The following is a 13,995-nucleotide window of genomic DNA, read 5'->3' as shown; positions in this document are numbered from 1 at the left end:
CGGTCGGTCAGCCGTAGGTGTCGCGGGGTCCGCGGCCGCCGCGGATCGTCCGCGGGCCCTTCCGCCAGGACGGGGCGTGCGGTCCCTGGACGTTGACGCGGGTGACGGTGCCTTCGCCGAGCTCGGCGTTCAAGCGGCGGACCAGGTCCGGGGCGAGCATCTTCAGCTGGGTCGCCCAGGCGGTGGAGTCGGTGCGGACGGTGAGCTCGGTGTCCTGGTAGCTCTCCGGCTTGCAGTGCTCGGCCATCTCCGGCCCGACGATCGCCGGCCAGCGCGCCATCACGCCGTGTACGGCGACGTCCACCTCCCAGCCCTGGTCCCGCATCAGCCGGCCGAGGGTGTTGGTCAGCTTCTGCGGATCCCGGTCGTCCGGCCGCGCGCTGCTGACCTGGGCGCCGTCGATCCGCGGCCGCCGGCGGGTCCGCTTGACCGGCTTGACCGGGCTCATACCCTTCAGTCGGCCGGCGAGCGATTTCGCCAGGTCCAGCCCTTGCTTGTCGTGCTCAGGTTCGCCCGGCGGCTCCGGAGCGGCCTCGCTCTCGAAGCCGCTCTCAGAGGAATTCCGGGGTTCAGGCACGGCTGACGGTCCCGTCACCCACGTCGAAGCGCACACCGCTGAGCTCAGCGGGCACGTCAGCGCCCACCGCCGCGGTCACCAGCACCTGCTCGGCCGGGGCGACCAACTCGGCCAGCCGGTCGCGGCGCTGCGTGTCCAGCTCCGCGAACACGTCGTCCAGGATCAGCACCGGCTCACCCCCATCCGCCTTGAGCAGTTCGTACGACGCCAGCCGCAGCGCGAGCGCGAACGACCAGGACTCACCGTGACTCGCGTACCCCTTCGCAGGCAAGTCCCCGAGCCCGAGTACGACGTCGTCGCGGTGCGGACCGACCAGCGACACCCCACGCTCGAGCTCGTCCTGCCGCTTCTCGTGCACCGCGTCGAGCAGCACCTGGGCCAGCTCCTCGCGCGACACCACACCGGGCTCGAGGAGGACCGACGACTTGTACTCCAGCCGGGCATCACCCTTGCCTCGGGCAACAGCGTCGTACGCGCTGGAGACCATCGGCCGAAGGGCTTCGAGCAGCTCGAGCCTGGTCGCGAGCAGCTCGGAGCCGGCGCGGGCGAGGTGCGAGTCCCACACCTCCAGCGTGCGCAGCTGTCCCTCGGCGGCGCTCGACCGGTTCTGCCGGCGGGCCATCGACGCGCTGCGGAGCAACGAGTTCCGCTGCTTCAGCACCCGGTCGTAGTCCTGCCGCACGCCGGCCATCCGCGGCGCCCGCAACGTCAGCAGCTCGTCCAGGAACCGGCGGCGTTCGGAGGGGTCGCCCTTCACCAGCGCCAGGTCCTCGGGCGCGAACAGCACCGTGCGGAGCAGTCCGAGCACTTCCCGCGGCCGCGGCACCGGCGACCGGTTCACCCGGGCCCGATTTGCCTTCCCAGGATTGATTTCCAGCTCGACGACCACGTCCCGGTCGTACTGGCTGCGGATCTCGGTGCGCACGATCGCTCTGCTGGCGCCGGCCCGCACCAGCGGGGCGTCGTTCGCCACCCGGTGCGAACCGAGCGTCGCGGTGTAGTGGATCGCCTCGACCAGGTTCGTCTTGCCCTGGCCGTTCGGCCCGACGAAGGCCGTCACGCCCGGGGCGAGCTGGACCTCCGCCTGCTGGTAGGACCGGAAGTCGAGCAGACCCAGGGCGGTGACATACACCTCAGTGCTTCGTGGGCGGCGTCGCGTACGACGGGTCCTCGGCGCCCTTGACCGCGTGGCCGCCGAACTGGTTACGCATCGCCGCGATCGCCTTCATCGCCGGCGAGTCCTCCTGCCGGGAGGCGAACCGGGCGAACAGCGACGCGGCGATCGCCGGCACCGGTACGGCGTTGTCGATCGCGGCCTCGACGGTCCACCGGCCCTCGCCGGAGTCCTCGGCGTACCCGCGGATCTTGTCCAGGTGGGTGTCTTCCTTGAGCGCGTTCACCATCAGGTCCAGCAGCCAGGACCGGATCACGGTGCCCTCGCGCCAGGACTCGAACGTCTCCGGCACGCTCTCCACGACATCCGCGGCCTCGAGCAGCTCGAAGCCCTCGGCGTACGCCTGCATGATCGCGTACTCGATGCCGTTGTGGACCATCTTGCTGAAGTGGCCGGCGCCAACCTTGCCGGCATGCACGAAACCGAAGTCGCCCTCGGGCTTGAGCGCCTCGAAGATCGGCATCAGCGTCGCGACGGTGTCGTTCTCGCCACCGCACATCAGCGCGTAGCCGTTCTCCAGGCCCCAGACGCCGCCGGACACACCGCAGTCGACGAACTGGATGTCCTTCTCGGCCAGCTGAGCTGCCCGCCGGGTGTCATCGGTCCAGCGGCTGTTGCCGCCGTCGATCACGATGTCGCCGGGGGAGAGCAGGTCGGCGAGCTCGGTGATGACCGGGTCGATGGCCTGCACCGGGACCATCACCCAGACCACCTTCGGCTGGCCGTCGGCGGTCAGCTTGCCGACCATGTCGGCCAGGTCCTTGGCGTCGGAGATGTCCGGGTTGTGATCGAACCCGACCACGGTGTGCCCCGCGTTGCGGATCCGCTGGCGCATGTTGCCGCCCATCTTGCCGAGACCGACAAGGCCGAGCTCCATCGTGCAATCCCCTTGTTCTGTTGGCTTTCAGCTGTTGAGGCGGACCGGCATCAGCACGTACCGGAACTCGCTGATCGGTTCGCCGTCGAAGTCCCGCACACCGGTCAGCTCGGCCGGCTTGGTCGCCTGCGTGAAGGCCAGGTGGGCGACCGGCGTGCCGATCGCGTTCAGGCCGTCGAGCAGGTACGTCGGGTTGAAGCCCACAGTAACCGGCTCACCGGAGACCCGTGCCTCGATCGACTCGGACGCCTGCGCCTCGTCACCGCTGCCGGCGTCGAGCGTCACGCTGTCCTCGCTGAAGGTCAGCCGCACCGGGGCATTCCGCTCCGCGACCAGGGCGACGCGCTTGACCGCCTCGACCAGTGTCGCGGTGTCGATCCGGACCCGGGTCGCGATCGCCGAGTCGGTCGGGATGATGCCGCGCACCTTCGGGAACTCGCCGTCCAGCAGCCGGGTAGTGGCTCGCCGGTTGCCGCCGGACACCTCGCCCTCGAAACCGACGATGCCGTCACCGGTACCGGGAGCGGCCAGCGACACGATCACGTCGGACCCGGTCATCGCCTTCGCGGTCTCGGACAGCACCCGGGCCGGCACCAGCGCGGCCGCGGACGCATCGGGGGACTGCGGGTTCCACTCGAGCTCGCGGATGGCCAACCGGTAGCGGTCGGTGGCGAGCAGCGAGATCGTGGATCCCTCGATCTCCACCCGGACACCGGTCAGCACCGGCAGCGTGTCCTCGCGGCCGGCCGCGGTCACCACCTGGGAGACGGCCTGGGCGAAGACGTCGCTCTTGACCGTTCCGCTGGCGGCCGGAAGCTCCGGCAGGGCCGGATATTCCTCCGTGGGAAGTGTCTGGAGCGTGAACCGCGAACTGCCGCAGGTCACTTGTGCCTTGGCGCCGTCGACGGCGACGTCCACAGGCTGGTTCGGAAGGCTCTTCGAGATGTCGGCGACGAGCCGGCCGGAGATCAGGCACTTGCCGCTGTCGGCCACCTGCGCGGGCACGGTGACCCGCACCGAGGTCTCGTAGTCGAAGCCGGACAGGGTGATCTGCCCGTCCTCGGCCTCGACCAGAAGGCCGGCAAGGATCGGGACGCTGGGACGACTGGGCAAACTGCGCGCGGCCCAGGCCACCGACTCGGCCAGTACGTCGCGCTCGACGCGAAACTTCACCGCTGGGTGCCTCCTGATTCGGCTGTGTGCCAGGCAGATCCTGCCACGGACAAGTGTGATGTGCGCCAACCGGGCGTGACGTGGCGCTCCGGGCGGGTCGCGTCGCCGTCGTTCCTGTGCTTCTGAGAACAGCCTGACAGGTCCGTCAAACCGGCGCGAGACCGGGGTTTTCCCCAGATCGGGCCGCTCGTTCGTTTTGTGGACTGGGAACTCTCTACAGATTCCATAGGGTTCTTAGCACCGGTGGATACTGTGGAAAAGCGACGAGTTCGCAGGTCAGACCCCATTTCGGCCTGGGGATGCCGTGTGGACGAATCTCGCTTGGGCTGGGGACGCCTGCGGATGACGAAATCTGTGCCCACAGCGAATCCACAACACACACGGCTGTGTCCACCGCGATACCCACAGTTTTCCACAGGTGTATCCCCAACCTGTGTGGTTCGTGTGACCGCGCTGTAGCGCTCGGCGTACAGGCTCCCGGGCGCGGTCACGGACCTCATTGCTGCTTGGCCTGGTGCTTGATCCGGTTGGTCAGCTCGGTCACCTGGTTGAAGACGCTGCGGCGCTCCGACATCAACTGCCGGATCTTCCGCTCGGCGTGCATCACCGTGGTGTGGTCGCGGCCGCCGAACTGCTGGCCGATCTTCGGCAGCGAGAGGTCGGTGAGCTCGCGACACAGGTACATCGCGATCTGCCGGGCGGTCACCAGCACCCGGCTCCGGCTCGAACCGCACAGGTCGTCGATCGACAGACCGAAGTACGACGCGGTCTGGCCCATGATCATGCTGGCCGTCACCTCGGGCTTGCTGCCCTCGGGGATCAGGTCCTTCAACACGATCTCGGCCAGGCTCAGGTCGACCGGCTGCCGGTTCAGGCTGGCGAACGCGGTGACCCGGATCAGCGCGCCCTCGAGCTCACGGATGTTCGTCTGCACCTTCGACGCGATGAACTCCAGCACCTCCGGCGGCGCGGTCAGCCGCTCGGTGGCCGCCTTCTTCCGCAGGATCGCGATCCGGGTCTCCAGGTCGGGCGGCTGGATGTCGGTGATCAGACCCCACTCGAACCGGTTCCGCAGCCGGTCCTCCAGTGCCTCCAGGCGCTTCGGCGCCCGGTCGGAGCTGATCACGATCTGCTTGTTCGCGTTGTGCAGGGTATTGAAGGTGTGGAAGAACTCCTCCTGGGTCTGGATCTTGCCCTCGAGGAACTGGATGTCGTCGATCAGCAGTACGTCGACATCGCGGTACCGGCGCTGGAACTGGGACGCCTTGTCGTCGCGGATCGCGTTGATGAAGTCGTTGGTGAACTCTTCGCTGGAGACGTACCGGACGCGGGCCCCGGTGTAGAGGCTGCGGACGTAGTGCCCGATCGCGTGCAGCAGGTGGGTCTTGCCCAGCCCGGAGTCGCCGTAGATGAGCTGCGGGTTGTACGCCTTGCCCGGTGCCTCGGCCACTGCGACCGCGGCGGCGTGCGCGAAGCGGTTCGAGCTGCCGATGACGAAGGTCTCGAACGTGTACTTCGGGTTCAGCCGGGCCTCACCCTGGGCCTCGGTGGCTGGCTGGGGCGGGGCCGAGCCGTTCGGCGGTGGTGCGACCGAGCCGAACTGCTGCTGCGGAGCTCCCAGCTGCGGTGCGCCGAGCTGTGGCGCCTGTCGGGTCGGCTGGTCGTAGTGCTGAGCCGGCTCCGGGCGCTCCTGCGGTGCGGGCTGCCCGAAGTGCTGCCCAGGGTGCTGTGCATGCTGCCCGGGGTGCTGCGCGGTGGAGCTGGGGGCGGTCCGCGGCGACTGGATCGGCGGCTGGTAGGAGCCCTCAGTCCGCAGCGGCTCCCGTACGGCGGGCTGCGGCGGCGCCTGCGGTTGGCGTAGTTCGGGGTCGAGAGACGGGTCGACGGTCACGGCGATCCGGATGTCCCGGCCGAAGCTCTCGGTCAGTATGCGCTCGAGGTCCGGGCGGAGCCGGGTCTCGAGCTGGCCGCGGGTGAAGTCGTCGGGCACCGCGACGATGGCGGTGCTCTCGTGCAGCGTGACCGGCCGGGAGTTGGTCAGCCAGGCGCGCTGGTTCGGCGGCAGGCCCGCGAGCACCCGGGTCCAGGCGTCACCGAGGTCCATCACCGGGGCCGGTTCCGCGACATCAGGCACGGCCGGTCTGGTCTCCGCACTGCTGTTGTCCGCACGCCCATCACCCTCGCTTCGCCCCACGCCGGTCGGTTCGCGCTCACTGCTGTATTGAGGAGCGAGACCACCACGTTGATTCAGTTCCCCGCTGTAATCCTGCGGCTGCTGCTCGTTGCCGTGGTGAGCTGCCGGCTGCTCGGCGCCGTACTGGGGTTGCTGCGGGTAGCCGCCGTACTGCGGCGGCTGTGGCTGAGCGCCGTACTCGGAGGTCTGCTGTGGCGTGCCGTAGTCGGGGGACTGCCGTGGTGCGCTGTAGTCCGGGGTCCGCTGTGCGGTGTTGTAGTCCGGGGACTGCTGCGGGCTGCTGTACTCCGGGGTCTGCTGGGGCGTGCTGCCGAAGCCTCGGCCCTCTGCCTCGAACGCGACGCTCTGGCCGAAGCGCTCGGCGCGGGGCACGTCGACGGAGTACTTGTCGTTCTGTACGTCGGCGTACGACAGGTTGTCGGCGACGGTCGGCGCGGAGCCGAAGTACGGCGTGCCCGGAGCGGTCGTGCCAGGGAGATCGGTGGCGGCCCGCTCGAGCTCCGAGCGGTAGGCGTCGGGGCGGTAGCCGTCGCCTGCCGGAGCCGACGGGTAGCCGAGCTCGCTCGGCGTGGTCGGAGGGGTGGCGCCCTCCGCGGGCTCGGCCCGCGGCACCGGACCCGGCTCGGGGGTGATCCCCGGCCTGAACTCCGCTCCGGCGTCCCCTGCGAATTCCGCACTGGCGGAATGGTCCTCGACCACGCGTTGCTCCCCGAATCCATCGCTGCGGTGGCCGGCGCGTTCCGGTGACCCGGGCGGCGCGACCGTTAGACCCGACACCGTGCGGTCGCTGCGTCGTCTCCGGCTCGGCGCGACCGCCCTTGTCCGCCGCCGGCCGCCGCACTGTCCACACGGTTGTCCACAGATGTGAACGACGGGTGGAGCAGGTTGGTTACCAGTTGCGGGATGTGGGACCTCTGGTGTGAGGGGCTGACGCTAACAAGTCGAGCCAGGCTGCTTCAAGCCGTCATCCACAGGCTATGAACCCAAAATTGGGGGCAACCTGCGGCGTGTCGAGTTGACGCCGGAGCGTAGTCATGGTGGCAGAGCCCACGGTGACGGTCACCTGACCGTTCGTGTGTCGACTATTCTGTCCACAAGCCTGTGGAAAACCCTGGGGATGACTGGTTTGACCCATCCACAGGCGGCCACGTACCGTGGATCGGTCGGTGTTGAGCCGGCCGTTTCGTGCTGCGCTCCCTGCGGGACCACAAACCGGGTTCTTGAGTGGTGTGCAGGACTGCACCAGCGGCAGATCTATCAGTGGATTTGTCGACAATTGTGATCTCGAGTAACCGGAGTCATTCCAGTGAGCAAGCGGACGTTCCAGCCGAACAACCGTCGCCGGCACAAGAAGCACGGCTTCCGTCTTCGGATGCGTACCCGTGCGGGTCGCGCCATCATCGCCGCCCGCCGTGGCAAGGGCCGTCAGCGCCTCGCGGCCTGAGCGGTCTTCTCGACGGTGACCACCCCGTGTTGCCTGCGTCGAACCGGTTGCGCCGGTCCGACGACTTCCGTCGCGCAGTCCGGTCCGGACGGCGTGCGGGCAGGCGCGCGGTGGTGGTCCATCTGTTCCGGCGGGACGAGGCCGCGGCCGATCCCGCTCGCGTCGGATTCGTGGTGAACAAGGCGGTGGGCAACGCGGTTCTGCGGAACCGGGTCCACCGCCGCCTGCGCGCCGTACTGGCGACGCGGCTCCCTGATCTGCCGGCCGGCAGCCTGACTGTTGTCCGTGCCCTTCCGTCGTCCGCCTCGGCGTCGTACGACGAACTGGTCGCGGACGTGGACGGCGCTTTGGCGCGGTTGCTGGGGTCACGATGAGGATCAACCCCGTCAAGTACGGGATCATAGGTTTCCTGAAGCTCTACCGGACCTTCGTCAGCCCGATGTACGGGCAGGTGTGCAGGTTCTACCCGAGTTGTTCGGCGTACGCCCTGGAGGCGGTCGAACGCCACGGCGCGGTGCGCGGTTGCTGGCTGGCGATGAAAAGGCTGATTCGCTGCCACCCGTGGAACCCCGGAGGCTACGACCCCGTTCCACCCACAGATGTCGACCAGCGCGGAGACTCGATCTCCGCCAATCAGCCCGGATCGTCCACCGACGCCGGGCCCGTGCAGCGAGGTGCTTGAGTGACTCTTCTGGCCATCCCCCAGCTCGCGTTGTGGGACGGGATCGTAGACCTGTTCAACGCCGTCATGACGCCGCTGTACTGGGCTGTCTCGGCGCTGCTCGTCGGATGGCACTGGCTGCTGAGCCTGGTGCTGGACCCGGACGGCGGCTGGGCCTGGGCGCTGTCGATCGCCGGTCTGACCATCGTCATCCGGACCCTGCTGATCCCGCTGTTCGTGCGGCAGATCCGTTCCAGCCGGAACATGCAGCTGCTGCAGCCCAAGATGAAGGAGCTGCAGAAGAAGTACGGCCATGACCGGGAGAAGCTCGGTCAGGAGATGATGAAGCTGTACAAGGACACGGGCACCAACCCGTTCTCCTCGTGCCTTCCGCTGCTGCTCCAGTCACCGGTCTTCCTGGCCCTGTTCCGGGTGCTCGACGGCGCCTCGAAGGGCGAGGCGCACAGCAGCATCATCGAGCCGCAGATCGAGTCGCTGCGGCACGCCACGATCTTCGGCGCCGAGATCTCGCAGACCTTCCTGCGGGCCAGCGGCGAGGGCGCGATGAACGTCAAGATCGTCGCGGTCGTCCTGATCATCCTGATGACGACGACGATGTTCATCACGCAGCTGCAGCTGATGCGCAAGAACATGCCGAAGGAGGCCCTCGAGGGCCAGGCCGCGCAGATGCAGAAGATCATGCTGTACGTCTTCCCGATCTTCTTCCTGATCGGCGGCTTCAACTTCCCGATCGGTGTGCTGATCTACTGGTTCGTCTCGAACCTCTGGACGATGGGCCAGCAGTTCTACGTGATCCGCCGCAACCCGGCTCCCGGCACCCCGGCGTACGACGCCATGGAGGCCCGCAAGCGCGAGCACAACCTGCGCGCCGGCCGCCCGGCCGAGGAGGGCCTGGCAGGCGAGGAGGGTACGACGGAGACCCTCACGGACCGCCGTCCGGCGCAGCGGCAGCAGCCGAAGCGGCAGTCGCGCAGCGATCGCAAGGGCGGCGCCGCGTCCACAGGTGCCTCGTCGACTGGTAGCGAGTCGACTGCCGACACCTCCGCCAGCAACGGGCAGGCGTCGACGAACGCCAAGCCCGAAGCGGCCAAGAAGACTCAGGCCGGTGCTGCCAAGAAGCAGCCGGCCGGCAAGAAGGGTACGACGGCGAAGCGCCAGCCCGCGGCCAAGTCGGCCGCGCAGAAGAAGGCGGCGCAGAAGAAGTCGGGCGGCTCCCGCTGACCGGTCGCCGGTCACCCTGCCTGCTTGTGTACACCTGGGTCCCCGTGGGGCGGATCTCGACATTGCGAAGGAGTTGGCCGTGACCGACGGCATGCAGAACACCGAGGCGGCGGAGCAGCCCACCGCCAAGACGACCACCTCGGACGAGCGGCTCAAGGCCCTCGAGGCGGAGAGCGACATCGCGGCCGACTACCTCGAGGAGCTTCTGGACATCGCCGACCTGGACGGCGACATCGACATGGACATCGACGGCGACCGTGCTGCCGTGTCGATCGTCGGCGCCGAGCTGAACAACCTGGTCGGTGAGAACGGCAAGGTGCTGGAGGCGCTGCAGGAGCTGACCCGGCTGGCGGTCTACCGCGAGACCGGCGAGCGCTCCCGGCTGATGCTGGACGTGTCGAACTACCGGGCGAACCGTAAGGCGGAGCTCGAGGAGGTCGGTCGCAAGGCCGTCGAGGAGGTGCAGGCGACCGGTGCTCCGGTGCGCTTGGACCCGATGACGCCGTTCGAGCGGAAGGTCGTGCACGACGTCGTCGCGGCGGCCGGGCTGACCAGCGAGTCCGAGGGCGAGGAGCCACGCCGCCGCGTCGTCGTCCAGCCGGCCTGATCCGATGACGGGACAGGCCCGCTTGTGACCGAACCTGTTTCACGTGAAACGCCGCCGCTCGTGGAGAAGTTGTATCCACGGGCGGCGGTCCGGCTTGCGGCGTACGCCGAACTGCTCGCTACCCAGGGGACGCTGCGGGGCCTGATCGGCCCGCGTGAGGTCCCGCGGCTGTGGGACCGGCATCTGCTGAACTGCGCCGTACTCGAGCGCCTCATTCCTGAGGACTCCACGGTGGCCGACGTCGGCACCGGAGCCGGCCTGCCCGGGATCGTGCTGGCGCTCGTCCGTCCTGACCTTCAGGTGGCGCTCGTCGAGCCGCTGCTCCGGCGCACCACCTTCCTGCAAGAGGCGGTCGACGTACTCGGTCTGGAGAACGCCACGGTGGTGCGTTCCCGGGCCGAGGATCTTCCGCCGGCGTCGTACGACGTGGTGACTTCGCGAGCTGTCGCCCCCTTGGGCAAACTGGCCAAGTGGTGTCTGCCACTGTGCGCCGAAGGGGGACTGATGCTGGCGATGAAGGGGTCGTCTGCCGAGGAGGAGTTGGAGGCCTCGGAGCGCGAGCTCGCGTCGCTCGGGGCAGAGGTTTGGCACATTCACCAACTCGGTGCGGATGAACTGGCCCAGCCGACGACAGTCGTGAGTATTGTGGCCGGACGTGCTGCAGGGGGATCCCGGCACGGAAGACGCGGGAGGTGAGCGGGTTGGTGAGTCGTGCCCTCGGATGGCCCGAGAAGAGCACCGGTGAGCCGAAGACAGCGCAGGGCATTGGCTGGCCGGCAGACCCTCAAACCGCCATCCGCCTGATCACCTCGGACCCGACCACCGACCCCTCTGCTTCTCCGGGCACGACGCCTGAACAGTCGATCGCTACGGAGCCGATTGCACCTCACAGTCCTGCTGCTTCGACTGCCCCGACCGCTCCGCCTGTCGATGGTGCTGCCCTTCGGGCTGCGGCCGCAACGGGTCTGAGCATCACTCCGGCATCGGATCCGGCGTCCGTTTCACGTGGAACGGCAGAGTCGCGAGATGATGCCTCCGGGGCCGAATCGGCGTCACTGGTGGACGCCGACAAGGACTTCGACGAGTCTCCACGACCTGTGGATGACGACCCCATGAAACTGCCCCTGCACACGGGAATTCGTCCACAGAGGCCTGTGGACGAAGCTGGGGGCAGACCCGCCCCGACCCCAACTGACATCCTCTTCGGGCCAAGTCCCGCACCTATCGGAATGGGCGCTATGACTGCCGCACAGATCGCCGCGCGGGCCACCTCGGACGAGCTTCAGCGACGACTTCTCGAGACTCCGATCGCCGCCGCCACCGAACGGACCCTGCTGGTGAATGAAGGACGCACGATGGGCCGGGAGTTTCCGCTGCCCGCTGAAACCCGGGTCTTCGTCGTCGCCAACCAGAAGGGTGGCGTCGGGAAGACCACGACGACCGTGAACGTCGCCGCCGGTCTCGCGCTGTACGGCGCCCGCATCCTCGTCATCGACCTGGACCCGCAGGGCAACGCGTCGACCGCCCTCGGCATCGACCACTCGGAAGGGACCCCCGGCGTCTACGAGGCGATCATCGAGGGCGAGTCGCTGAGCAAGCTGCTGCAGCCGTGCGCCGAGCACCCCGGCATCCAGGTCGTCCCAGCGACGATCGACCTGGCCGGTGCCGAGATCGAGTTGGTCAGCATCGTGGCCCGCGAGAGCCGCTTGAAGCGCGCCCTCGACGCGCACCTGGAAGAGACCGAAGCGGCCGGCGAGAAGTACGACTACGTCTTCATCGACTGCCCGCCGTCGCTCGGTCTCCTGACCGTCAACGCACTGACCGCGGCGCGCGAGGTCCTGGTCCCGATCCAGAGCGAGTACTACGCACTCGAGGGTCTGTCCCAGTTGCTCCGGCACATCGACATGGTGAAGTCGCACCTGAACCCCGGGCTCGATGTCTCCACGATCCTGCTGACGATGTACGACGCCCGGACCAAGCTGGCCGGCGAGGTCGCAGCCGAGGTTCGTGGCCACTTCCGGGACGCCGTACTGCGGACCGCCGTACCGCGTTCGGTCCGGATCTCCGAGGCGCCGAGCCACGGGCAGACCGTGCTCGCGTACGACCCCGCGTCCGCCGGAGCCCTCTCCTACTTGGAGGCCTCCCGCGAGATCGCGATGCGGAACAACGCCTGAACCGAACGCCTCTGGCGCCGGTCGAGCACTGCTCGGCCGGCGCTTCGTTTGTCCAGCCCGACGTTTCACGTGGAACATCGTCGAGCCTGTTTCACGTGGAACAGGCCCGGCAGACGGTCAGCCCTGTGGATGCCCGTTCGAAGAGCTGGATGGGACCAGTTACGGTTGCTCAGGCAGCTACCGGCCCCGAACGGCGTTTCACGTGAAACGAGCCCGCGGGCAGTGGTACTCCAAGAACATCAGCAGGTTGTCGAACTCGAGGGAGCGCGATGAACACCCGACTCGGACGCGGACTTGGTGCGCTGATCCCCAGCTCACCCGCTCCCGGTAGCACCACAACGCTCGGCAGCAAGTCCAGTTCGATTCCCGGTGCACCGCCGGCGACCATCAGGACCGAGCCCGAACTGACCGCCGTACCGGGTGCGTCGTTCGCGGAGATCGAGGTCGACAAGATCACTCCGAACCCGAAGCAACCGCGCACCGTCTTCGACGAGGAGGCGATGGAGGAGCTGGTCCACTCGGTGAAGGAGATCGGCCTGCTGCAGCCGATCGTCGTACGGCGCCTGGAGGCCGACAAGTACGAGCTCGTCATGGGCGAGCGTCGTTGGCGCGCGACCCAGCAAGCCGGCCTGGCCACGATCCCGGCCATCGTCCGCGACACCTCGGACGACGTGATGCTCCGGGACGCGCTGCTGGAGAACCTGCACCGCAGCCAGCTGAACCCGCTCGAAGAGGCAGCCGCCTATCAGCAGATGCTCGACGACTTCGGCTGCACCCAGGAAGTCCTTGCCACTCGCATCGGCCGGTCGCGTCCGCAGATCTCCAACACCCTCCGGCTGCTGAAGCTGCCGGCCTCGGTCCAGCGCCGCGTCGCCGCCGGCGTCCTCTCCGCCGGCCACGCCCGCGCACTCCTCGGCCTGCCCAGCGGCGACGCGATCGAACGCCTCGCCCAGCGCATCGTCGCCGAGGGCCTCTCGGTCCGCACCGTCGAAGAGATCGTCGCCCTCGGCGACATGAACTCCGACGACGCCACCCCCCAACGCCGCCGCGCCAAGCCAGTAGCCCCCCGCCTCGTCGACCTGGCCGACCGCCTCTCCGACCGCTTCGAAACCCGAGTCAAGGTCGACCTCGGCAAGACCAAGGGCAAGATCACCGTCGAGTTCGCTTCCCTCGACGACCTAGAACGAATCGTCACCCTCATGGACCCCAACAAGCCCACCCCCTGACAAACCCCCACCCCACGGCCCCGAAGCCTCCGCTCCGGGGCCGTCCTCATACCCACGAACCACAGCCCGCCGAGACACAGCGTCCTGTTGGTTGCAGCCCCCAAGACACCAACAGCTGCATCCAACGCGACGCGGTCAGGCCCGGCTACGGAGTGCCTGGAGGAGGAACGCGTAAGTCCGGACGCGGTCGACCGCGCCCGTGGCTCCGAGAACCTCGACGATGGCACCCAGCCACGCGTGGGGAAGTAGCCAGCAAAGATGACGATCGTCCCCGCTCAACCGACTCGCCGACGCCGTGACGGATGCCGGAACCAGAGCGCTTCCAAGCGGCTCGAAGGCGTGAACCAGAGCCGGCGCGTCCCGGTCCGCTGCGGAGAGAGCTCCGGCGTACACCGTGCTGACCGTCGCGCCGTTCCGCCCGAAGGGATCTGGTGCACGATGCGTCGCGAGTGCACGCCGTATCGAGCGCGTCGAGCGCCTCCTGCGTCGACGAGAGGTCGCGTCATGGCGGAGATGCTGGGTTGCCCCGGCGCTCGCCGTCCGCAAACGGTTGTCGACGGCAGCTGAAAACTGACCAGTGGGCGGCAACTGAAAATTGACCAGCTTCCCGGAGAGATCCTGGCTTGAACCGAGCCGGGGAGGGAGC

Annotated in this window: 12 protein-coding genes and 1 pseudogene; 8 read left to right on the top strand and 5 right to left on the bottom strand. The window is 68.2% G+C overall.

Annotated features, from left to right (window positions below; all coding sequences use genetic code 11):
- Positions 1-7: 7 nt before the first annotated feature.
- From AB0H36_RS24845 to dnaA, 5 genes are all read right to left on the bottom strand, one after another.
- Positions 8-577, bottom strand: coding sequence for a DciA family protein (locus AB0H36_RS24845; RefSeq protein WP_360527825.1), 570 nt, complete (start codon positions 575-577; stop codon positions 8-10).
- Entirely contained in the window at positions 570-1,709 is a 1,140-nt protein-coding gene (recF, locus tag AB0H36_RS24840; RefSeq protein ID WP_360527822.1) for a DNA replication/repair protein RecF, read from the bottom strand. The genes AB0H36_RS24845 and recF overlap by 8 nt, the downstream gene beginning before the upstream one ends.
- 1 nt (position 1,710) lies before the next feature.
- Entirely contained in the window at positions 1,711-2,628 is a 918-nt protein-coding gene (gnd, locus tag AB0H36_RS24835; protein ID WP_360527819.1) for a phosphogluconate dehydrogenase (NAD(+)-dependent, decarboxylating), read from the bottom strand.
- A 27-nt stretch (positions 2,629-2,655) separates the two neighbouring features.
- On the bottom strand, positions 2,656-3,801 hold the full coding sequence (gene dnaN / locus AB0H36_RS24830) for a DNA polymerase III subunit beta (protein ID WP_360527816.1): 1,146 nt from the start codon (positions 3,799-3,801) through the stop codon (positions 2,656-2,658).
- A gap of 496 nt (positions 3,802-4,297) precedes the next feature.
- Complete coding sequence (dnaA, locus tag AB0H36_RS24825) at positions 4,298-5,905, bottom strand: chromosomal replication initiator protein DnaA (RefSeq protein ID WP_360528059.1); 1,608 nt, start codon at positions 5,903-5,905, stop codon at positions 4,298-4,300.
- Positions 5,906-7,301: 1,396 nt separating this feature from the next.
- On the opposite strand from dnaA, the gene rpmH reads away from it, so the two are divergent.
- From rpmH to AB0H36_RS24785, 8 genes and pseudogenes are all read left to right on the top strand, one after another.
- Positions 7,302-7,439, top strand: a complete 138-nt coding sequence (gene rpmH / locus AB0H36_RS24820; protein ID WP_130386492.1) for a 50S ribosomal protein L34 — start codon at positions 7,302-7,304, stop codon at positions 7,437-7,439.
- Between the two features lie 26 nt (positions 7,440-7,465).
- The gene (gene rnpA / locus AB0H36_RS24815) at positions 7,466-7,813 is read left to right on the top strand and encodes a ribonuclease P protein component (protein WP_360527813.1); all 348 of its coding nucleotides are present in this window, start codon (positions 7,466-7,468) and stop codon (positions 7,811-7,813) included.
- Positions 7,810-8,121: a membrane protein insertion efficiency factor YidD gene (yidD, locus tag AB0H36_RS24810; protein ID WP_360527810.1), complete on the top strand. Its 312-nt coding sequence runs from the start codon at positions 7,810-7,812 to the stop codon at positions 8,119-8,121. Before rnpA ends, yidD begins: the two co-directional genes overlap by 4 nt.
- Positions 8,122-8,130: 9 nt before the next feature.
- Positions 8,131-9,105: pseudogene (gene yidC, locus AB0H36_RS24805) on the top strand (membrane protein insertase YidC); the annotation flags it as partial.
- Between the two features lie 328 nt (positions 9,106-9,433).
- The gene (locus AB0H36_RS24800) at positions 9,434-9,949 is read left to right on the top strand and encodes a R3H domain-containing nucleic acid-binding protein (RefSeq protein WP_360528056.1); all 516 of its coding nucleotides are present in this window, start codon (positions 9,434-9,436) and stop codon (positions 9,947-9,949) included.
- 60 nt (positions 9,950-10,009) lie between these two features.
- Positions 10,010-10,645: a 16S rRNA (guanine(527)-N(7))-methyltransferase RsmG gene (rsmG, locus tag AB0H36_RS24795; protein ID WP_360527807.1), complete on the top strand. Its 636-nt coding sequence runs from the start codon at positions 10,010-10,012 to the stop codon at positions 10,643-10,645.
- A gap of 542 nt (positions 10,646-11,187) precedes the next feature.
- Positions 11,188-12,123 (top strand): AAA family ATPase, encoded by a 936-nt coding sequence (locus AB0H36_RS24790; RefSeq protein ID WP_360527804.1) that lies wholly within the window; start codon positions 11,188-11,190, stop codon positions 12,121-12,123.
- 269 nt (positions 12,124-12,392) lie between these two features.
- The gene (locus tag AB0H36_RS24785; protein ID WP_360527801.1) at positions 12,393-13,349 is read left to right on the top strand and encodes a ParB/RepB/Spo0J family partition protein; all 957 of its coding nucleotides are present in this window, start codon (positions 12,393-12,395) and stop codon (positions 13,347-13,349) included.
- Positions 13,350-13,995 lie beyond the last annotated feature (646 nt).

The sequence above is a fragment of the Kribbella sp. NPDC050820 genome (genome assembly GCF_040653975.1).
GTDB lineage: Bacteria > Actinomycetota > Actinomycetes > Propionibacteriales > Kribbellaceae > Kribbella.
Note: the sequence above shows the minus strand (reverse complement) of the source record. Positions and strands in the feature narration are given on the sequence as shown.